This is a genomic window from Gluconacetobacter liquefaciens (genome assembly GCF_003350405.1).
Lineage (GTDB): Bacteria > Pseudomonadota > Alphaproteobacteria > Acetobacterales > Acetobacteraceae > Gluconacetobacter > Gluconacetobacter liquefaciens.
This window is the reverse complement of sequence record NZ_QQAW01000019.1, coordinates 14,338-35,016: the sequence shown is the minus strand read 5'-3', so window position 1 is coordinate 35,016 and position 20,679 is coordinate 14,338. Positions and strand designations below refer to the sequence as shown.

At 59.8% G+C, this 20,679-nt stretch carries 25 protein-coding genes; 4 read left to right on the top strand and 21 right to left on the bottom strand.

Annotated elements, in window-relative coordinates:
* Positions 1–62 precede the first annotated feature (62 nt).
* From C7453_RS18280 to trbB, 10 genes are read right to left on the bottom strand one after another with little or no spacing between them, the layout of a single operon-like run.
* Positions 63–302, bottom strand: a complete 240-nt coding sequence (locus tag C7453_RS18280; RefSeq protein ID WP_114729622.1) for a DUF2274 domain-containing protein — start codon at positions 300–302, stop codon at positions 63–65.
* Entirely contained in the window at positions 299–1,477 is a 1,179-nt protein-coding gene (locus C7453_RS18275) for a TrbI/VirB10 family protein (protein WP_114729621.1), read from the bottom strand. Before C7453_RS18275 ends, C7453_RS18280 begins: the two co-directional genes overlap by 4 nt.
* Entirely contained in the window at positions 1,474–2,475 is a 1,002-nt protein-coding gene (trbG, locus tag C7453_RS18270) for a P-type conjugative transfer protein TrbG (RefSeq protein ID WP_114729620.1), read from the bottom strand. The genes C7453_RS18275 and trbG overlap by 4 nt, the downstream gene beginning before the upstream one ends.
* Entirely contained in the window at positions 2,472–3,155 is a 684-nt protein-coding gene (gene trbF, locus C7453_RS18265) for a conjugal transfer protein TrbF (protein ID WP_114729619.1), read from the bottom strand. The genes trbG and trbF overlap by 4 nt, the downstream gene beginning before the upstream one ends.
* 5 nt (positions 3,156–3,160) lie before the next feature.
* Positions 3,161–4,558 (bottom strand): P-type conjugative transfer protein TrbL, encoded by a 1,398-nt coding sequence (gene trbL, locus C7453_RS18260; RefSeq protein ID WP_114729618.1) that lies wholly within the window; start codon positions 4,556–4,558, stop codon positions 3,161–3,163.
* 5 nt (positions 4,559–4,563) lie between these two features.
* Positions 4,564–5,325 carry a P-type conjugative transfer protein TrbJ gene (gene trbJ, locus C7453_RS18255; RefSeq protein WP_114729617.1) on the bottom strand — a complete coding sequence of 254 codons (762 nt, stop codon included), beginning with the start codon at positions 5,323–5,325 and terminating at the stop codon, positions 4,564–4,566.
* Positions 5,322–7,763, bottom strand: coding sequence for a conjugal transfer protein TrbE (gene trbE, locus C7453_RS18250; RefSeq protein ID WP_114729616.1), 2,442 nt, complete (start codon positions 7,761–7,763; stop codon positions 5,322–5,324). The genes trbJ and trbE overlap by 4 nt, the downstream gene beginning before the upstream one ends.
* 13 nt (positions 7,764–7,776) lie before the next feature.
* Positions 7,777–8,055 carry a VirB3 family type IV secretion system protein gene (locus C7453_RS18245; RefSeq protein WP_063905681.1) on the bottom strand — a complete coding sequence of 93 codons (279 nt, stop codon included), beginning with the start codon at positions 8,053–8,055 and terminating at the stop codon, positions 7,777–7,779.
* The gene (locus C7453_RS18240; protein ID WP_114729615.1) at positions 8,055–8,387 is read right to left on the bottom strand and encodes a TrbC/VirB2 family protein; all 333 of its coding nucleotides are present in this window, start codon (positions 8,385–8,387) and stop codon (positions 8,055–8,057) included. Before C7453_RS18240 ends, C7453_RS18245 begins: the two co-directional genes overlap by 1 nt.
* Positions 8,384–9,361 carry a P-type conjugative transfer ATPase TrbB gene (gene trbB, locus C7453_RS18235; RefSeq protein WP_114729614.1) on the bottom strand — a complete coding sequence of 326 codons (978 nt, stop codon included), beginning with the start codon at positions 9,359–9,361 and terminating at the stop codon, positions 8,384–8,386. The genes C7453_RS18240 and trbB overlap by 4 nt, the downstream gene beginning before the upstream one ends.
* 134 nt (positions 9,362–9,495) lie before the next feature.
* On the opposite strand from trbB, the gene C7453_RS18230 reads away from it, so the two are divergent.
* Positions 9,496–10,602, top strand: a complete 1,107-nt coding sequence (locus C7453_RS18230) for a DNA-methyltransferase (protein ID WP_211311103.1) — start codon at positions 9,496–9,498, stop codon at positions 10,600–10,602.
* On the opposite strand, the gene C7453_RS18225 is transcribed toward C7453_RS18230, so the two are convergent.
* From C7453_RS18225 to C7453_RS18205, 5 genes are all read right to left on the bottom strand, one after another.
* Positions 10,599–11,306, bottom strand: coding sequence for a PDDEXK family nuclease (locus C7453_RS18225; RefSeq protein ID WP_170143283.1), 708 nt, complete (start codon positions 11,304–11,306; stop codon positions 10,599–10,601). The two genes, C7453_RS18230 and C7453_RS18225, sit on opposite strands and share 4 nt — an antisense overlap.
* The gene (locus tag C7453_RS18220; RefSeq protein ID WP_114729611.1) at positions 11,303–11,533 is read right to left on the bottom strand and encodes a helix-turn-helix domain-containing protein; all 231 of its coding nucleotides are present in this window, start codon (positions 11,531–11,533) and stop codon (positions 11,303–11,305) included. The genes C7453_RS18225 and C7453_RS18220 overlap by 4 nt, the downstream gene beginning before the upstream one ends.
* A 76-nt stretch (positions 11,534–11,609) precedes the next feature.
* Positions 11,610–12,047, bottom strand: a complete 438-nt coding sequence (locus tag C7453_RS18215; RefSeq protein ID WP_456303639.1) for a ribbon-helix-helix domain-containing protein — start codon at positions 12,045–12,047, stop codon at positions 11,610–11,612.
* 2 nt (positions 12,048–12,049) lie between these two features.
* Positions 12,050–14,038, bottom strand: coding sequence for a conjugal transfer protein TraG (locus C7453_RS18210; protein ID WP_114729609.1), 1,989 nt, complete (start codon positions 14,036–14,038; stop codon positions 12,050–12,052).
* Between the two features lie 117 nt (positions 14,039–14,155).
* A complete protein-coding gene (locus C7453_RS18205; protein WP_114729608.1) occupies positions 14,156–14,452 on the bottom strand; it encodes a DUF2285 domain-containing protein in 297 nt (98 codons plus the stop codon).
* 106 nt (positions 14,453–14,558) lie between these two features.
* Between C7453_RS18205 and C7453_RS18200 the strand changes: the two genes are divergently transcribed.
* Positions 14,559–14,843, top strand: a complete 285-nt coding sequence (locus tag C7453_RS18200) for a helix-turn-helix domain-containing protein (RefSeq protein ID WP_114729632.1) — start codon at positions 14,559–14,561, stop codon at positions 14,841–14,843.
* Positions 14,844–14,892: 49 nt separating this feature from the next.
* Positions 14,893–15,117, top strand: a complete 225-nt coding sequence (locus tag C7453_RS18195; protein WP_114729607.1) for a helix-turn-helix domain-containing protein — start codon at positions 14,893–14,895, stop codon at positions 15,115–15,117.
* 23 nt (positions 15,118–15,140) lie between these two features.
* On the opposite strand, the gene C7453_RS18190 is transcribed toward C7453_RS18195, so the two are convergent.
* The 6 genes from C7453_RS18190 to C7453_RS18165 form a co-directional block, all read right to left on the bottom strand.
* Positions 15,141–15,743 carry an isochorismatase family protein gene (locus C7453_RS18190; RefSeq protein WP_114729606.1) on the bottom strand — a complete coding sequence of 201 codons (603 nt, stop codon included), beginning with the start codon at positions 15,741–15,743 and terminating at the stop codon, positions 15,141–15,143.
* A 46-nt stretch (positions 15,744–15,789) separates the two neighbouring features.
* On the bottom strand, positions 15,790–16,755 hold the full coding sequence (locus C7453_RS18185) for a LysR substrate-binding domain-containing protein (RefSeq protein WP_114729631.1): 966 nt from the start codon (positions 16,753–16,755) through the stop codon (positions 15,790–15,792).
* A gap of 89 nt (positions 16,756–16,844) precedes the next feature.
* On the bottom strand, positions 16,845–17,840 hold the full coding sequence (locus tag C7453_RS18180) for an aldo/keto reductase (RefSeq protein WP_114729605.1): 996 nt from the start codon (positions 17,838–17,840) through the stop codon (positions 16,845–16,847).
* A gap of 16 nt (positions 17,841–17,856) precedes the next feature.
* Positions 17,857–18,699 (bottom strand): MBL fold metallo-hydrolase, encoded by an 843-nt coding sequence (locus C7453_RS18175; protein WP_114729604.1) that lies wholly within the window; start codon positions 18,697–18,699, stop codon positions 17,857–17,859.
* A gap of 33 nt (positions 18,700–18,732) precedes the next feature.
* Positions 18,733–19,059 carry a hypothetical protein gene (locus C7453_RS18170; RefSeq protein ID WP_114729603.1) on the bottom strand — a complete coding sequence of 109 codons (327 nt, stop codon included), beginning with the start codon at positions 19,057–19,059 and terminating at the stop codon, positions 18,733–18,735.
* Entirely contained in the window at positions 19,052–19,606 is a 555-nt protein-coding gene (locus C7453_RS18165) for a sugar ABC transporter (RefSeq protein ID WP_114729630.1), read from the bottom strand. The genes C7453_RS18170 and C7453_RS18165 overlap by 8 nt, the downstream gene beginning before the upstream one ends.
* Before the next feature lie 164 nt (positions 19,607–19,770).
* Here C7453_RS18165 and C7453_RS18160 point away from each other — a divergent pair, with 164 nt between their 5' ends.
* The gene (locus C7453_RS18160; protein ID WP_114729602.1) at positions 19,771–20,679 is read left to right on the top strand and encodes a LysR substrate-binding domain-containing protein; all 909 of its coding nucleotides are present in this window, start codon (positions 19,771–19,773) and stop codon (positions 20,677–20,679) included.

Sequence of the window (20,679 nt, the reverse complement as noted above, 5' to 3'; positions counted from 1 at the left end):
GCCATGTATGGGACCCGGCGCATCAAGGCAGGAAACCTGTAATCAGATAGGATTTCTCTTCCTCAACCTTCACAGCCGTTTCCTGACCGTTCTCTCCGCGCTTTCGCGAACCCCCGATCCGTGGCGATGAACCTCTCGAGCATAGGCACGATGAGGCGCACCGGTTCAGGAGCTGCCTGCCCGCTCCCTCGACCAAGGATCTCGGCATAGGCGACAAGATCGCGGTGAAGCGCGGCGGGCAACTCCAGCGTGACCTTCACAGGCTTATCATCCTTGATCGGATCAAGCTTCAGCTTCGTCATGGATAGGTTTCCTTCTCTTTCCAAGGCTTGAGAACCAGATCGCGATTCAGAATAAGCGTGAATGGCAGGCCCGGCCGGTCGGTCAGCGTCGGCTGAACATTCAGGCTACGGTCGATCAGCCTGTTGCCGACCATGGAGAACCCGTTGGACGTGCCGCTGCGGATCGCCTGCATCAGATTGTTTTCGTTCCATGACGTCCCGGCTTCGGAGCCCACGCTCAGCAGGGTCGTGACCAGCGCCGCCCTGAAGAGCTGGCCCCAGTGATTGTTGACCTCATCGGACAGGCCTGACTGGCCGATTGCGTCGCCACCGGGTAGTTTTTCGAGCATCAGGCTCTCCCCGTTCGGGTAGATCAGCCGGTTCCAGATGATCTGGGTCCGCTGCTGCCCGAAGGAGACGCTGCTGTTATAGGCCCCGAACAGTGTGCTGCCCTGCGGGATCAGGAGATAACGACCTGTCGGGCTGTCATAGACGTTCTGGGTCACATGCCCGACGATCTGGCCCGGCAGGCCGGAGCTGATTTTCGTGTTCAGCGCGCCAGCGATCACCGTACCCGTCTGAAGGACGTAGGGGGATGCGGGTGGCGTAATCCGGTCTGGGCTGACCGTCGCACGATCGGGCAGGCCTGCCAGAAAGGCGCGATTGCCGGTCTGTTGGTCGGTCCCAGTCGGTGATGCCTGTACTCCGGAAGTGGTAGTCATGACTGGAACCGCCTGCGCACCCTGCTCCTCGCGCGCCTCGATCTGCGCAAACAGCCGACTGGTCCGCGCTGCTTCGATCTCCTGCTCGCCGCGACGATCCCCCATGCCGGGAACCGGCCCCACGCGGCCCTGCCGCTGCGCATTGAGGATCGGCCTGCCCAGATCGCCGGGCAGAGGCTGCCCCAGCTTCGGCACGCCGCTTCCGACATAATCGGACGGCAGTCCGGCCAGCCCGTCGGCCGAGGGACGGACATCGGTATCCTGCGCGGCAGGCGGCGATGGCGCACGATGGCTGTCCTGAAGGGCATACCCCAGCGCGAAGGCCACCGCGACCATGCAGACCCCGCCCAGCGACCAGACCACGGTGCGCGACAGACGGACCACGCGCGGTCGATCGGCCCGCAGACGCAGATCGGGCGGTAACGCTGGCGCAGCACCTTCGGTGCTTCCCGCTGCCAAGTCCTGCCCGGTCATGACGGCCGCCCGTCCGTGCGCACGATCCGCACGCGCTGCTCGGAGTGCTTGTCACCCAGGCGCAATTCGGCGGCGGCAAACAGGCGGTCGACGATCATCCAGTTCTGCCGCACCCGGTAATTGACCAGTTCCGGGCCACCATCCACCCCCAGGACAAAGAGCGGCGGCAGTTCCCCCTGCCCGATCCCCGACGGGAAGGCGATATAGACCTTCCGCCCGTCATCGAAGGCCCGGCTGGGAAGCCAGGGCGGTGTCCCGCCTTTCACCGGCTGGATGGCATAACGGAAATTCAGCGCATTCAGGTCCAGCCCCGCATCCACGGGAGCAGCGTCATCGGCCGCATCGTCCTGACGGTGCAGGGCAATCAGATCGTCCTCGGGGTAGTCCCAGGACACCGACGCCATGTAGGTGGCTGGTGTGGAGCGCAGTTCGGCCAGATACGTCCGGCGATCGGTATTGACGATCAGGTTGGTGGTCAGGTCGGGGCGCGTCGGCTTGAGCAGAATGTGGATGCGTTTTGTCGCCCCTGCCCCGCTCTCGGTATCCCCGATGATCCAGCGCACCGTGTCACCTGCCGCCACGGGACCGGTGCCGACCAGCTTTTCGCCCTGCTGGAGCATGATGTCGGTAATCTCGCCCGGCGAGGCATAGACCTGATAGAGCGCGCCAGCAGAATAGGGATAGACCTGCACCGCGTTGATGAACCCGGCTCGCGTGGGCTGGATGCGGGCCGCCAGATTGGCCTGTGTCACCCGCGCTGCGGGATCGGCGACTTCGGGTGCGGGATGGACCGTGCGTCGTGAGGGCAGCGGCTTGAGCTGGCCCGGCAGGGGAAGTGGCTTCGGGACTTCGACCACCTGAACGGGCTTCGGCGGGTCCGGCAGGCGCACGGCCTGAACAGCGTCATCGTAGCGGATGACGGGCGGATGATACTGCCCCGCGCAGGCGGACAGGGCGAGCAGCGCCAGTGGAACGGCGCGCATGACCATGCGGATCATTGTCCGAGTTCCTTCGACCAGTTGATGGCGGAGACGTAAATTCCGAGCGGGTTTTTCCGCAGATGATCGGCGTCACGCGGCGTGCGCAGCACGATGGACACGATGGCAGTCCAGCGTTCAGTGCCGGTAAACGCTCCATCGCGGTAATGGCGCTCGGTCCAGGCCACGCGGAAACTTCCGGGAGAAGCCCGGATGACCGAGGCGATGTCCACCTCGACCTGCTCCCGTCCGATCCGCGAGAACGGATCATTCAGGCGGGCATAATCGTTCAGCGCCTGCGCGCCCGAAATGGTGGCGAAGTCGTAGGCGCGCAGCCAGTTATGGCGAACCACCACCGCATCCGATGACAGGCCACGGACGTCGCCAATAAACTGCGCCAGATACCAGGCAATCTGCGGATCGGTCGGTGTGTAACCCGCTGTGGCAGGCATCACGACCTGCGCCTGACCGGATCTATCGACCTGCACGACCCAGGGCACGACGGTGCCGCGCGCGGACTGCCAGACCAGACCGGCACCAAGGCCAGCGGACAGAAACAGTGACCCAAACGCCATCAGACGCCAGTTGCGGGCCTGCACACGGGCGGAGCCGATGCGCTCGTCCCAGATCTGCGCGGCTTTCTGATAGGGCGTAACCGGTTCGGGCGTGATCCCGTAGCGGCTGGTGGAGCGACGAAACATCGTCCTCATTCCTTTTCCGAGAGATCAATGCTGGAACTTCCGCTGCCGCCATCGGCCGAGCGGATGACATGAGCCGCCTCGCCGGCATGGGTCGCGGCGTTGCGGCGCTTCATGCTCCGCGCCCAGCGGGGTGGCGTGCCTTCGGGGTCAGAGCCGCCGCCGGCAACACCCCCTCCGCCATTACCTGACGGGCTGTCGGCCGACCCGGCACCCGCATCAGACCCTCCCGTGAAGCGTCCGCCTGTCGCGGTAAAAGCGCCTCGCGCGCCCTCGTCGTAACTCTGCTTCATGGCGTTCGCCGCAGACGACATTTTGCTCTTCACGGCATTCGCGGCAGCGCGACCGGGCGCTCGGGCGACACCGCCCAGCCCGGCTGTCATGCGGGCACCGGCACTTTCGCCAGCAGCATTCATGGCGCCCATCGAATAAGCCGTATTGGCCGCACCCGCGATCGTGGCTCCGCCCCGCGCGGCGGCAGCGGTGGCACCCACGGCCGCCGCTCCGCCAGAGGCAACCGCTCCGACACCAGCGACAGCCGCCGCCCCCATGGCGCCGACAGCCATACCCGTGCCGACAGCTGCGCCCGCGCCAAGCTGTGGCGCGCCGGAGATCAGCCCGTTGGCGATGCTGCCGCCATAAATGGACAGGCCCACGATCGATACCGAAGCCAGCACGACAGAGACCGCCTGGCCGATGGTCGGCACGGCATCGCCATACGAGGTGTTGAACTGCCGGAAGAGCACCGAGGCGATGCCGGAGATCACCGCCAGAACCATCACCTTCGCGCCCGATGACACGACATTGCCCAGTACCTTCTCCGCCAGGAAGGCTGTGCGGTTGAACAGGGCAAAGGGGATCAGCACGAAACCGGCGAGGCTGGTCAGCTTGAACTCGATCAGCGCCACGAAAAGCTGCACGGCCAGAATGAAGAACGCCGCCAGCACGATCAGCCAGGACAGGCACAGCACGAAGATCTGGATGAAGTTTTTGAAAAACGCGACAGGGCCAAGAAGATTATGAACGGACTCCAGCAGCGGCTGGGCCGCATCAAACCCGGTCGCGGCCAGTCGGCCGGGACGGAGAAAATCAGACAATGTCAGATTGCCGCCCCCAGCCTTCAGGCCCATGGCGGCGAAACTGTCAAACACCACCTTCGCAAGATGGTCGAAATTGTTGATCAGGAACGCGAAGAAGCCGATATAGAGCGTCTTCTTCACCAGACGCTGGATGATGTCCTCATCCGCCGCCCAGGCCCAGAACAGGCCGGCAAGAGCAATGTCCAGCACCGACAGCGTACCCGCCAGCGAGATCACATTCCCCTTCACCAGACCGAAGCCGCTGTCGATAGTGGTGGTGAAGGTATTCAGGAAGGTGTCGATAACGCCCACATCGTTGGTGGCCATGACCGTCAGTTCCCGCTGCTGCCGAATATCGACACCGTGCCCGGCACATAGGCGTCATGCTGGGAAAAATGCTGATACTGGGCTTCACTTTCTGCTTCCGTCGCCGCATCGCGCGCCTGTTGCAGGGCTGTGGCGCGGCCATTGGCGGCAAGTTCGGCCTGAATATCGGACAATTGGCGAGACTGTAGCGCCAGAAGCTGGTTTCCCGCCTGCGCGGCCTGCAACGCTCCGGTCGATGTCTGGCTGGCCGAAACCAGTTGCGTCATGGCCGAACTGTCGCTGGGGATGTTTCCGACCACGCGGGCCTGCAATTTCAGGGCATCCTCAAACCCGCCCACGGAATTCTGCCAGCGTGTCCGGGCCTGCGAAAACAGGGCGCTGTCGGACATGCCAGAGGACACGGACGAATACGCCTGCTGGTATTGCTGCTCGACCGACTGGACGCTGTAGGCGATGTTCTGCGCCTGAGCGAGGAGTGCCGTCGTCTGGGACATCGTCGATTGCAGCGTCGACAATGTCGACAGGGGTAGGGTCGCCAGATTGCGCCCCTGATTGACCAGCATCTGCGCCTGATTGGCGAGAGACGTCATCTGGTTGTCGATCTGCTGCAATTCCCGCGCCGCGATCAGCACGGTCTGGACATGCGCAGCCCCATCATAGACCGCCCATTGCGCGTGGGCGGATTGCACCGAACTGCCGCCGGCACCAACAGCCAGGGCCATGACGGATGCCAACAGGTTTGCGCGACGGAAAAGTTTTTCCGTCATGACACGCCCCCTTCCCGCAGAAGGTCCGCCGCCCATATGACACCCCGCGCTTCGAACCAGGCTGGGAGAAAACCGTCCCGCCCATGTTCCGCCAGCACACTGTCCATCAGCCGGTGATCGTCCTTGCCAGATGCCGCGCACAGCGCCAGGGCAACAGGCCCGAGCCCCAGTTCGAACAGGCGATTGCCGCGTTGCGTCTGGCAGTAATACTCCCGCTTCGAGGCCGCACGGGCGATGATCGCGATCTGCCGATCGTTCAGGCCGAAGTCCCGATAAAGCGCCATGATCTGTGGCTCGATTGCTCGTTCGTTGGGCAGGAAGATCCGCGTGGGGCAGCTTTCAACCACCGCTGGCGCAATACGGGAGTTGGCGATGTCCGACAGGGACTGTGTAGCAAAAATCACTGACGCATTCTTCTTGCGTAAGGTTTTCAGCCATTCACGAAGCTGCCCCGCGAAGTCGCCGTCATCCAGGACCAGCCAGCCCTCATCGATGACCAGCAGCGTCGGGCGACCGTCCAGCCTCCCCTCAATGCGATGGAACAGATACGAGAGAACCGATGACGCCGCCCCGGACCCGATCAGGCCCTCGGTTTCGAACACCACGACGTCGGCGTCGCCTACACGCTCGCTATCAGCGTCGAGCAGGCGGCCATAAGGACCACCGAGACAGTAGGGCGCCAGCGCCTGCTTCAGGGCATTAGACTGGAGGAGCGCTACCAGCCCGGACATCGTTCGCTCCGGCAAGGGAGACGACGCAAGCGAATTCAGGGCCGACCAGAGATGAGCTTTGACGTCCGACGTCAGCGCCACGCCCTCGCCGACAAGGATCTGGCCGAGCCATTCACTGGCCCATTTGCGCTCATCAGGATCATCAATCTGCGCCAGAGGCTGGAGCGATACACTGCCACCCTGTTCTCCAGACAGATCGGCGTCTGTCAGCCCACCGCCGAGATCGTGCCAGTCACCGCCCATCGCCAGCGTCGCGACCCGTATCGACCCACCAAAATCGAAGGCGAAAACCTGTGCGCCCTGATATCGCCGGAACTGCAACGCCATAAGGGCCAGCAACACTGACTTTCCGGCCCCTGTCGGGCCGGCAATCAGGGTATGACCCACATCGCCGACATGCAGGGAAAACCGGAACGGTGTGGCACCCGCCGTCCTGCCGTAGAACAGTGGCGGGGCCTTGAAATGACCGTCCTGCTCAGGACCGGCCCATACGGCGGAGAGCGGGATCATATGTGCCAGATTCAGTGTCGAGACCGGGGGCTGACGCACATTGGCGTAGACATGCCCCGGTAGAGATCCCAGCCATGCCTCCACCGCGTTGAGGGTTTCCGTCATGCAGGTGAAATCGCGGCCCTGGATGATCTTCTCGACCAGCCGGAGCTTCTCGGCCGCGATGGAGGCTGACCCATCCCAGACCGTGACGGTCGCCGTGAGATAGGCTTGCCCGACATCATCCGCTCCGAGGGATTGCAGGGCGAGATCGGCATCGGCAGCCTTGTTGGCGGCGTCGTTGTCCACGAGGACCGACGCTTCGTTGGTCATCACCTCCCGGACGATGGCCGCAATACTCTTGCGCTTTGCAAACCATTGACGCCTGATCTTGGCCAGCACCTTGGTGGCGTCGGTCTTGTCGAGCAGGATGGCGCGCGTCGACCAGCGATAGGGCATGGCAAGTCGGTTCAGATCATCCAGGATTCCGGGAAAGGTGCGGCTGGGGAAACCCGTGATAGTCAGGGTTTTCAGGAAGGCATCGCCCAGCTTTGGCTCCAGACCACCCGAAAGCGGCTGGTCCACCAGCAGGGCGTCCAGATGCATCGGAATTTCCGGCACGCGCACGCGCTGGCTCCGCGTCGAAATGGTCGAATGCAGATAGGTCAGGGTCTCCCCGTCATCCAGCCACGCCGCTTCGGGCATGAAACCGTCCAGCAGGGCCAGCAGCCGATCGCTGCGATCGATGAAGGCGTTCAGGAGACCGTGCGGGTCCGGCCCGTCGCGCTCCCTGCCCTCATAGAGAAAGCGCGACGCCCGGTCGGACGATTCCGCAGGTGGTAGCCAGACCAGGGTCAGGAAATACCGGCTCTCGAAATGCGCCCCCTCGTCCTCGAACTGCTCCCGGCGTTCCAGATCGACCATCTGGCTGGCCGCATCGGGGAAATCGCTCTCGGGATACACCGTTGCCGGCACGCGCTGCGCTTCCACGAACACGGCCCAGCCGGAGCCAAGACGGCGCAGGGCATTGTTCAGCCGTCCGGTCACGCCGACCAGTTCGGCTGGCGTGGCGCTGTCCAGATCGGGACCACGGATGCGTGCCGTGCGCTGGAAGGAACCGTCCTTGTTCAGGACCACGCCCTTTTCGACCAGAGCGGCCCAGGGCAGGAAATCAGACAGGAGGGCAGCGCGATTGCGATATTCGCCAAGGGACATCATCACCCTGCCCTCCCTATGCCCGCAGCCAGGCGGGATAGCGGAGATGCCGCCGTCCCACCTCGACGAACAGCGGATCGCGCTTCGCGCCCCAGACCGCGAGGCTATGCCCCACGATCCAGAACACCGCCCCGACCAGCCACAGGCGCAGACCCAGAGAAATCGCGGCCCCAAGCGTGCCGTTGGCGATTGCCAGCGTACGGGGTGCGCCACCCAGCAGGATCGGATCGGTCAGGGAGCGATGCACCGGGACATGAAAACCCGGCACCGCATCATCGTCATATCCGGCGGCCATCAGATCAGTGCTCCCCCGGAGAAGGAGAAGAACGACAGGAAGAAGCTGGACGCCGCAAAAGCGATGGACAGGCCGAAAACAATCTGGATCAGGCGACGGAACCCGCCCGAGGTTTCGCCAAAGGCCAGGGTCAGGCCGGTCACGGTGATGATGATCACCGACACGATGCGCGCCACCGGTCCCTGCACGGATTCCAGGATCTGGTTGAGCGGTTCCTCCCACGGCATGTCCGAACCCGAGGCAAGAGCCGAGGAGCACCATGCGATGGACAACAGCAGCATGGCAGATAGGACAGGCGCGTGCCGACGCACGCGCAACAGCGTGAGGTTCATGGGGAATCTCCATCGGTATCAATTGAATGAATGCGATAGGCGCCTGTGGCGGGGTCGAGCCCGTCCACCGTGGCGAGTTCGGACAGTCGGCGCTGCGTGCCCCGGCCGGAGAGGACCACGATCACGTCGATCGTCTCGGCGATCAACGCGCGCGGCACGGTGACGACGATCTCCTGGATCAGCTGCTCCATGCGGTTCAGCGCACCGATGGCGGTGCCGGCATGCAACGTGCCGATGCCGCCGGGATGACCCGTGCCCCAGGCCTTGAGCAGATCCAGCGCCTCGGGACCGCGCACCTCGCCGATCGGGATGCGGTCAGGTCGCAGACGCAGGGCCGAGCGGACCAGCTCGGACAGCGTGACGATGCCGTCCCTTGTGCGGAGCGACACGAGATTGGGGGCCGCGCATTGCAGTTCGCGCGTATCCTCGATCAGCACGACACGGTCGTCGGTTTTCGCAACCTCGGCCAACAGGGCGTTGACAAGTGTGGTCTTGCCAGTCGAGGTTCCGCCCGCGACCAGGACGTTCTTCCGCTCGGCAACGGCCTGGCGCAGAAACACCGCCTGCCCTTCTGTCATGATCCCGGCAGCGACATAATCGTCGAGCGTGAACACCGCCACGGCAGGTTTGCGGATCGCGAAACTCGGGGCCGTCACCACGGGCGGGAGCAATCCCTCGAACCGCTCCCCGGTTGGCAGTTCCGCCGAGACGCGCGGTGCTGCTTCATGCACCTCCGCCCCGACATGGTGCGCGACCAGGCGCACGATGCGCTCGGCATCGGCTGGCGCGATCTTCTCATCCGTGTCGGAGAGGCCTTCGGACAGCCGGTCGATCCAGAGCCGGCCGTCGGGGTTGAGCATCACCTCGACCACAGCGGGGTCAGTAAGGTGCCCCGCGATCGCCGCTCCCATGGCCGTGCGCAGCATCGAGATGCCGCGTGCCTGACTTTCCGAATTATGCTGAGAAACCGCCATCTCATCCCCGCTCGAACGGGACCGGAACAGATGGTCCCCACACGGGGATGATTAAAAGAGGGCCATTTCGGCTCGATTCAACAACTATCACGCACCGTGCGGTGATCGCGTGGAAACGGCGGGGATCGGCTGAGGTGAAAGGTCAGAAACACATCCTATACACACCTGAGCACTGGTACCCGGACCATCTTCGCGACATAACGCTATGTTCATACGATCGAGTCTATGCGATATTTGGCGACAGTGACGCTCATGCTTCAAATACGGGCTTGTCAGCAGTCAATCAATCTGCCAAAATGATGCCTATGATACCCATTTTTGAAACGACATTGGGCCGTGCATACCAAGGCGATTGCCTAGAATTCCTCCAATCCGTGGAGAGTGAGGTCGTCGACCTTGCTTTTGCTGATCCGCCATTCAATCTTGGCAAGAAATATTCCTCAGGTTTTCATGATAAGCATGAGGAAGAAGATTACATATCTTGGTGCAAGGCGTGGATAGATGAAATGATCCGCACCCTAAAGCCTGGCGGCTCCCTGTTTCTGTGGAACCTTCCAAAGTGGAATCTCCCTTTGGGAGCATATGTCGGCGAAAAATTGACTTTTCGCCACTGGATTAGCGTAGATATTAAATACTCCCTTCCTATTAGGGGACGCCTTTACCCCTCACATTATTCATTATTGTATTTTGTAAAAGGTACCAAACCCACAACTTTTCATCCCGACCGCATACCGACGCCATGTTGCCGTCATTGCGGCGGTGAATTACGTGATTATGGTGGATATAAAGACAAGATGAATCCCAACGGAGTGAATCTGTCAGATGTTTGGACAGATATTCCCCCGGTTCGCCATGCAAAATATAAAAAACGAGACGCTAATGCGCTTTCTTTAAAACTTATGGATCGCATTATCTGTATGGCATCCGATGCAGGAGACCTAATATTGGACCCTTTTGGTGGTTCAGGGACGACCTTTGTTGCCGCTGAGCTCAATGGACGGCGTTGGATTGGATCTGAATTAGATTGCAGTACAATAGTCGAACGCTTTTCGGATCTGAAAGGAGACAAAGAACATTTAATAGATATTCATTCGTCTAAAAACACCCTATTCACAAAAACAGACCTTGAGCGTCGCCGTAAAAACGGGAAACCTCTTCCAAAAGCATATAGATTGAAAGAGGATATCGCTTCATGTGACTGCTCACCTAAAAACGAAGAGCAAATGAAAATATCTTTTTAAATCTCACCTCGACCTTCTGCCGCTCGTCCGTCGTTGCCAACCTTAAAATAAGGGATATTATTTGAATCAGTTAGTTCGTCATGCTCAACAACCGTAATAGCCAGCAATCCACGCTGAACGGTGCTTTTAAGACCCTCCCACATAGAAAGATATCCCGACAGTTCACCAATATTGCCAACTCTGTCTGTCAGATGTTCATAAAGAGCTCTACTTGGAACAATAAGAACGCCTACCTCTACGATACCCGCCCCTAAAGCGATGGCCAACTTGTTCATGCTACGATGAGAGGATGAAATATTTCCTGTTTCCCATTCAATAGCAATACGTGTGCCTCCATCGCCTATTGTCGCCAAATCAAAACCCCCAAAATCGGAAGTAATAGGCTCCCGGTAGTCATCTAATGAAGGATATAACTTGATAGATGGCTGCTCTCGATTTCGAGCAAGATTGACACTTCCCTCCGGTTCCCAACCTTCTACATCACGCATATGCTCAAGAAAGCCATGCCGAAGATAGCCGACGCCGTTCCGTGCCCATTTTCCGTCTGGTTTACGTTCTTTTCGTCTAACTATCAGACGCCCTGAACCTTTTGGATACTCAATACTCTGAATCGATCTAACATAACTTTCGTGTAATTCTCTCCAATCTCGTGAGGAAATAACGTTTCCTTGGTCAAAAAGAATAAGAGTCCGTAGCCACTTCATATATATTCTTTCGGTATATTTTGGGTAAGTGTGGCAACATCGCAATTGAGAGCCTGACATATCTGACAAAGTACTAAGAAAGTCAGGTTTCGTTCACCACGCTCCACGCCACCAATATAGGATCGATCAATTCCCGCACGTTCGGCCAACTCTTCTTGAGTCCATCCGATATTCTTTCGAAGGTCCCTGATGCGTTGCCCAAGGGCTTTGAGATGTTCTGTGTTCACCGTCCTAGAATTCACAAAAAGGCGACTATAAGTCCACGGACTAAGATACCCATTTCATCACTCATAAATGCTCTGTCTAACCTCCCCCTCCATTGCGCCGCGTGTCGATGTCCCGCGACAGTTCCCTGAGAAAGCGATCTCCCGTCGCCAGCTTCCGCCCGAGCGATTGCAGGAAACCCTCGAACCGCTCGACGCCTTTCGCCCTGGCCGATGCCTGGGCACTATCAGGCAGCGGTGGGGTGACGATCAGCCAGAAGCGGATGAACAGTGCCAGCGTCTCACCCATAATGGCGAGGTCTTCGTCCATCCCGGCGATCTGGCGGTCGATCCTGTCCATACGGCGTGCGAACACCGCCTCCAGTCGCTCCGAGGCGTCGGCAGAAAGGAAGGAAGCGACGGCCGCCTCAATCACCGCCGATTTCGAGACATTGCGCCGCAACGCCAGCGCCTCGACCTGCTTCAGAAGCTCCGGCTCGAAATACACATTCATACGGGTCTTGCTCGACATGGGCATCCTCACAGATCGAGACCATCGGCCGGGTCCATCGTCGCCTGACGCGCAACGGAGCGGGCCTGCTGGCGTATAGTGCGCGCTTTGGCAGCATCGACATCCGGCTCGTCGTCGAGCACGTCGAACTCCTGCACGCCCGGACGCTCGGGGCGCGCGACGTCCTCATGCTCTGGCAATTCCGGTTCGCGGCGAATACCGGCATTGGCCGGATCGTCATCAGCCCCATTACTGCCATCCGGTGCTGGCCCTCCTGATGGAACCCCTACCTCCAGCGCCGACCAGTCGTCGGACGGGGGCGCGGACGGGCGCTGCGTTCCGGTAGTCGGGGGCGGCAGGACACGCTCCGTGAACCGCGCGTCCTCGTAATAGCGCGCCTTCTTCGCGCGAACGGGGGCCACACCCGCGACCAGCAACAGTTCATCGGTTGGGGGAAGCTGCATCACCTCGCCGGGCGTGAGTAGAGGGCGTGCCGTTTCCTGCCGTGACACCATGAGATGCCCGAGCCAGGGTGACAGGCGATGGCCGGCATAATTGGTGGAATCACGCATTTCGGTCGCGGTGCCGAGGGCATCCGACACACGCCGGGCGGTGCGTTCGTCGTTGGTGGCGAAGGCAACACGGACATGGCAGTTGTCGAGAATGCTGTTGTTCGCACCATAGGCTTTCTCGATCTGGTTGAGGCTCTGCGCGATCAGAAAGGATTTGATCCCATACCCCGCCATGAAGGCCAGCGCACTCTCGAAGAAATCGAGCCGGCCAAGGGCGGGAAACTCATCGAGCATCAGCAGCAACCGGTGCCGATGGGCGGAGACATGGAGATCCTCCGTCAACCGCCGACCGATCTGGTTCAGGATCAGGCGGATCAGCGGCTTGGTGCGGGCGATATCGGATGGCGGCACAACAAGGTAGAGACTGGCGGGCTGGCGGCCGGATACCAGATCCGCGATGCGCCAGTCGCATCGTGCCGTCACCTTCGCCACCACGGGGTCGCGATAGAGGCCCAGGAACGACATGGCGGTGGACAATACACCTGACCGTTCGTTGTCACTCTTGTTCAGCAGTTCGCGCGCCGACGAGGCGATGACGGGATGCACGCCCGCCTTGCCGAGATGCGGCGTGGACATCATGGCGCGTAGCGTCGCTTCCACCGGCCGCTTCGGGTCGGAGAGGAAATTGGCGACACCGGCCAGCGTCTTGTCCGGTTCCGCATAGAGGACATGCAGGATCGCGCCGACCAGCAGGGAATGCGAGGTCTTCTCCCAATGGTTGCGCCGGTCCAAAGCACCTTCGGGATCGACGAGAATATCGGCGATGTTCTGGACGTCGCGCACCTCTTTGTCACCACGCCGGACCTCCAGCAGCGGGTTATAGGGCGAGGATGCCGGATCTGTCGGGTCGAACAGCAGCACGCGCCCGTGCCGGGCACGAAATCCGGCGGTCAGCCCCCAGTTCTCGCCCTTGATGTCGTGGACGATGGCCGAACCCGGCCAGGTCAGCAGCGTTGGCACGACCAGCCCGACGCCTTTGCCCGAACGGGTCGGCGCAAAGCACAGGACGTGCTCGGGGCCGTTATGCCGCAGATAGTCCTGATCCCACCGGCCCAGCACCACGCCATCGGGATCGAGCAGCCCGGCTTCCGTCACCTCACCAACGTCCGCCCACCTGGCCGAGCCGTATGTAGCGACGTTGCGGGCTTCCCGCGCCCGGAGGATGGACAGGGCGATGGCAACGACGCTGCCGATGAGGCCACCGGATGAGGCGATGTATCCGCCCGTCACGAAGATCGACGGCGCATAGGCATCATAGAAATACCACCACCAGAAGAAGGCCGGCGGATCGTAGAAGGGCCAGCCCGCCACCGTGAACCAAGGAGCGCCAAGCTGGGGCTGAAAGCCGAGACGCCAGGCCGTCCATTCCGTGGCACTCCAGAGGGCGACGAAGACGATCAGCAGGACGAGGGCGACCTGCCCCCACAGGACACGGCTTCCGGACATCGGGGCTCCAATCGGCTTGGGAAATGAAACCGATCAGAGAAGGGGCGACCCAGCGGCAGGCAATATATAATGAGTCGCGATCGTACCGTCGGATACCATGGCGTAGAAAAAGGACGGTCAGTGCCTGGTTGCGCGGGCGTCGATCGCGGCCTGTTCGAGAATCTTCCGGTAACCGATCTTCGTCATCCATTGCGCACGGGCAAGATGACTTTCCCAGCAGGTGCGCGTGCGCTCGGCGTCCGCCGGATCGCGATGCAGCACGATCCGCGCCACCTCCGCCCAGTCGGCCCGATCCGCCTCGGCGTCAAGCAGGCGGAGATAGGTGATGAAATGCACTTCGTCATAGGTCGTGATCTCCGGCACGGTCGGCGCCAGGTCATCGACATCGGGGTCCAGTTCGGGTCTTGCTGTCATCCGACAGCCCTCCAGCAGGATTGCAGTCAACCATATCCCAAAATGGGATAATCCCAAATCAGGATTATCGGAACGGCTCCCCTTGCCCGTCGGAGAGCCGTTCCGCGTGAAGAAATCCCTGCGCACACCCCGGCAGCTTTTGCTGCAATCGCTTCTTGTCGAGGCACGCAAGACCGGGGGTATGACGCAGGCGGAACTGGCGGCCGCACTCGGCAAGCCACAATCCTTCGTCGCCAAATATGAGAATGGAGAGCGACGAATCGATGTCATCGAGTTCGTGGACATAACAGCCGCGCTTGGCGTTTCCAGCGCGGATCTTCTCATCCGTCTCGCACATGGCACGGAAAAGTCCCCTCCGGACGGGGACAATACCACGGGCCAGAACGAATAGGAACGATCATTCCTGGAACGATCGTTCCGACACAGGTCTCGATGATCGCATGGACCTCAAGGAGGTCATGGCGGTCAACCTGCGTCGGATGCGTCATGACAGGGACATGACGCAAGAAGAGCTGGCCGATCGCGCCGGCCTGAGCACCCGCTATGTCGGGGCGATCGAACGCGCGGACGTGTCGGCAAGCGTTACGATCCTGGGAAAGATTGCAGAGGCACTGGACGTGGAACCGGGCGCGTTATTGCAAGCTGTCCCGGCCAGTCCGCGCTGACCGGCTGAGGGGAAAAGACACCCTCATTCCTTCCACGCGGTGCTGTCCTTTACGATGACGGCGAACATATCCGCCAGTTCGGCCAGGGCGACGCGACGCACGGTTTCGGCAGCGATCGTTCCACCCAGCGGATCAGCGACATCACGTGCGGCAATGGCGTCCGCCACAAGGGTCACGCGCAGGCCGTATTCCTCCGCCGCCGCGCGGGCGGTGGTGGATACGCAGACACCAACCGTATCACCAGCGATGATGACCTCGTTCCGACCCGTCTCCTTGATCCGATCCACCAGCCCGGTGCCGATAAACGCATTGGCGTGAGTCTTGAACAGAACCGTCTCCCCTTCGCGGGGCATCACCTGGGGCAGGAAATCACGATACGGACCATCGCTGGCAAAGGCGGGAGCGCCTGGTCCGGCGTCATGGGCGATATGGATGACCGGCACGCCCTTGCACCGCGCGAGATCTAGCAGCCGTCCGGCCTCATCTGCCGCCACATCGACATTGGCGAGCGGTACTCGCCCGTCGCGATATTCGCGCTGGATGTCGATCAGGATCAATACCGACTGATCAAGCGGCGACGGGTTGTCATCGAGCCCATATATCTCGCGGAAAGTTTCTAGGGTCATTGGGATTTTCCTCCTGGTAACAGGCTATTTTGACAGCGCCGACGCTTCATAAACGCGCGCCGCCCGTTTCGTGATGTCCCGGTATCTTGACTAGCAACGATGATGACATGGTTTGACCCCGCATGGTCAAACCATCCAGGCGACTCATATGTGTGGCGAGATCCAGAAGATTACGCAGCGCGGGGCTGCGGTTCTGAGGCGACCAGACAGCGCTGAACCGGGCGTGTTCCTTTTCGTCGTCGATCGGACGGAAGACGACGCCGGGGAATGGCACATGGCTCCCTGCCTCATGGGTCAGCGTGATCCCCTCCCCTGCCGCGACCATATGCATCAGAGTGTCCCGCCCGACATCGCGCCGCTGGAGGCGCGGCGATCGCCCATGCTCGGCCACGCGCCGGACGATATGTTCAAAAACCTGCGGCCCGGCGCCACCCTGCCGGACGAGAAAGGTCTCCGCGAGGAGGTCAGCCCAAGCAAGGGATTCTAAAGTCGCAAGCGGATGCGCGGAAGGAAGAGCGATCACCAGCGCCTCGTTCCAGAGATGCCTACTATGGCAATCCGGCACATCGGCAACATTGACGATGAAAGCCACGTCGAGTTTGCCCTCGCGGATCATGGCAAGGGTATGTGATGACGGTCCTTCGATGATGCTCTGCTCGATTGCCGGGTGGGCTGCGCGATAGCGCCTGCGCAAATCGGCGAGAAATCCTGTCGCGATCGAACCGTGCAGTCCAATCGCGAGGCGCCCGACCATGCCGTCGGCAATCGCGCCTGCCGTCCTGACAGCATGGTCGATCTGCTCGATACCAGCCGAAACCTCCGCAACGAAGCGGCGCCCGGCCTCAGTCAACCGGACCCCGCGATGACGCCGCTCAAACAGGGTAAGACCCAACGTCTCTTCCAGCGCCTTGATTCGGGTGCTGACGCTCGATTGAGCAACACCGAGTGCGTTTGCGGCGTGATGGAAGTTCAGATGCTCAGCAAGCACCAGCATCTGGACAAGTGAAATCAACGGTATCCTACCGCCTGCAACTCCCCTGATCTCCGGAACGTGCCGCGTTCGACGCATGTCACAACGGTCTCCTTGGAAATCAGATCTATCTATTCAAATCCAGTAACAGGATGCGGCAAGTAATCCCTCTCCAATGCCGCAACCTCGTCAATGCTCAACATGATCTCCAAGGCGGCTATAGCATCGTCGAGATGAGGTGATTTAGAGGCACCAACGATTGGAGCTGACACCTCTTGCTTGGCCAGAACCCAAGCAAGAGACACCTGTGCCATCGATATGCTACGCGCAGCAGCGACACGTTCGACGGCGCTGATTACTGCGTTATCTGCCTCTTCCGTCGCGGCGAAAAGCGTCTGGCCGAAAGCATCGCTTTCGCTCCGCTTCGTCTGCTCGCCAACGGGGCGTGCCAACCGCCCACGCGCCAAGGGACTCCACGGCAGGATTCCCACGCCCTGATCCGCACACAGCGGAATCATTTCGCGTTCTTCTTCCCGATAGAGCAAATTAAGATAATTCTGCATGGTGACGAAGCGCGTCCATCCGTTGAGGCGCGCCGTCTCCTGCGCTTTAGCGAATTGCCATGCGAACATTGATGAAGCACCGATGTATCGGGCCTTGCCGGCCTTTACGATATCATGAAGCGCCTCCATCGTCTCTTCGATCGGCGTTCCATAATCCCAACGGTGGATCTGATAGAGATCGACATAATCGGTTCCAAGGCGCGTCAGGCTGGCATCGATCTCGGTCATGATCGCTTTGCGCGAGAGACCCTTGCGATTAGGAGCAGCATTCCCTTCCAGCATCCGTTCAGGAAAAAAGACCTTTGTGGCGATAACTACTTCGTCTCGACGGGTATATTCCTTAAGGAGCTTACCAACGATCACTTCAGAGGTGCCGGCTGAGTAGCTATTCGCAGTATCGAAAAAATTGATCCCACACTCGACTGCTCGCCTGATAATCTGCCGACTATCAGCTTCGCCAATCGTCCAATTATGAACGCCGGCACCCGGTTCTCCGAAAGTCATACACCCCAAGCAGAGACGCGAAATATCAAGGCCAGTGGAGCCGAGCTTTGAGAACAACATTTACCTTTTCCTTCTTTTATTTATCCTCATAGACAAGGCTGTAACTCTGACCTCTTCGCTCAATGTGTCCAAAACCACGTTCGCGAAGATGCATTCCAGCAATCAGCAACCGTTCAGAACTCACGAGGTCAAGCAGTCGTGTCCGTGTCTCGGCTGCGAGAATTGGGTCCAGGTCGAAAGCGATCGACACATCCGGACGTGGAATCTGAATCTCTGGGAAATGAACGATGTCTCCCCAGATCAGAAGGTTTCGACCGCCGGATTCAAGGCGATAGCCAGTATGCCCCGCCGTATGTCCCGGAAGCGGCGCAGCGGTCAGGCCGGGGGACACCTCGCCTCCTTCAAAAAGACTTAACCTGTCTCGATAATTCTCGAATATTTGACGCGCCATGAGAAAATTCCCACGCGCCCGCTCGCTTGCGCGGCTCAGATTGCCGTCATCCTGCCAGAACTCGATTTCTCGCTTATGGACGACCAGCTCGGCATTCGGAAAGACGGCCTCCCCGTTTTTATCCAAAAGCCCAGCAACATGATCTGGATGAGCATGCGTCAGCAGAATCGTGTCGATCCCGGAAGGCTGCACTCCGGCCTGTGGAAGATTGGATGCCAAAAGGCCTCCCCACTGCTTGAAACCACCAGCGCCAGCGTCAATCAGGACCGTGCGACCACCCCCGCGTACCAGATAGCAGTTTATATGAATGGCGGAGGTGTCCTTCACCCCCGCTTCCTCTTCCATCCGCGCAGCATCCGGGGGATCGATATTCGAGAGGAGATCCAGGCTGGCGCTCAGATTGCCATCGCTGATTACCGTGATCGTGAAATCTCCGACTTGCTGGAAGGGGAATTGTGTAGCTGACATTATTCTCTCCTGAGTTCTCCGCCTGGCAGTCATTCAGTTGCGGGCGTGAATGTTTTCGGTCGGATATCCAAAGCAGCGAATACGGGCGGAAAGGTCCGTATTGCGCTTTATGCTGTCGCCGATTTCCTCCATGAACTTTTCCATGACAGAAGCTGTTCGAAACACTTCCAGCCGAAATTGAATTTCGGCAAAAACCGGATGTCCACGACCGGGCCGGACGGCGACGTAGATGATATGCACCTTGTCCAATGCTGCCCCAAGGAGGTCCGTGCAAAGCGCTGTGCATTCCTGAGTGAGCGTCGTAAGTGTCTCTTCCGACGGCATCTTGGCCTGCGATATAAAAAGCGTGACGTTAGGCATCGCTGGCCTGCCGAGGCTTTCTGGAAACAGTATCTTCGGAATTGACCAACTGTGCGGTCATCGGCTCATAGAGATGAATATCCGTCGGCAGAGCCTCGAACGTCTGGGAGCGCTTCAACCTGGCGAGCCATCGATATTCTGGGAATTTTTCCAACGCGACCGCGTGCAGTTCGTTGAAGGCTAAGCCCAAGCGGATCAAGGATTCCGGGCCTTTCTCGCTCATCGCCAGAATCTCGTCAGGCCCCACGGAGGAAGCGCGATCAAGACCAGCGTAAAGATTGCGATGCCAGTCGGTAATGTGGGGCTGCCACCGCGCGAAATTGCCACCGCCCTTCTGACGATACTCTTCACTTGTCAGGACATCGAGGCCGTCAACCGAGTGCATGGCAAGATAGACAGGGCAACCTTCGCGCAACGCCTTGAAACGCTGGGACGTATGAAAGCCGCTGACCGAAACCAAAGCCGGTAACTTGTCCAAGCTGTAGAAGTCGTTCCATTCCGCTTCGCTGCGCGGATCGGCAAAACTGCATTCCACCGTGTAGATCATCTGATATCCCTTGACCGGAACCGTTAACATGGCCTGACCACATCTCTGGTTGATTGTTTGTCATGGTAATCGGACAATCTCAGCACATATATCGATATTGGATCATCCTTCAGTGACCTAATGTCACGGCGGGATTGACCAAAGAAATGAGTCGGGAACCGCTCATGCGCCGCAAGATACCAAGTAACTCCGCGCTCATGGCCTTCGAATCTGCCGCTCGTCATGGCAGTTTTGCCCGTGCAGCGGATGAACTAGCCCTGACCGAAGGAGCGATCAGCCGTCAGATCGCCCGGCTCGAGGCCTTCCTCGACGTCATACTATTCGAGCGCATCGGAAATCGTGTTCGGCTTTTACCGAACGGAGAGCGCTATGCCGCTCAAGTTCGCGAGACACTCGACCGCTTGGAACGAGACAGTCAGGTGCTGATGGGGCAACCCAGCGATGGCGCGAGCCTCGATATCGCCACCATCCCGACTTTCGCAACGCGGTGGCTCATTCCTCGATTGGGACGGTTTCAAGAACTACATCCAAACGTCACGGTACATCTCGCAGAGCGGATGGAACCCTTTGTCCTTGCCGGCAGCGGTTTCGACGCCGCGATCCATTTCGACCATCCGGCCTGGACGGGAATGCGGACACACCACCTGCTGAATGAAGTGCTGGTGCCCGTTTGCCATCCCACGCTTTTGGACAGGGATGGGGCGACGACACTGGATGATTTGCCGCGCCTGCATCGACGGCAAAACCCGGACGCCTGGCAACGATATGCACGGGAAACCGGGATCACACTGACGAACCCCGCGATCGGTGCTCGTTACGATTTACATATAATGCTGATCGAGGCTGCATTGGCCGGCCTTGGCGTTGCACTCGTGCCGCGCCTCTATGTCGAGAGAGAACTGACGGACGGTCGTCTGATCGCGCCTTGGCCTGAGGGAAATTTGGTTTCCAAGACATTCTGTCTCATCCTGCCAGAACCGATCAGATTAAGTGGTGGTTCAACTCAGATTTTTGCGAATTGGCTTATTAAAGAGGCACAATCGTCAAATCCAACTTTTAATACCCCCGGCTGA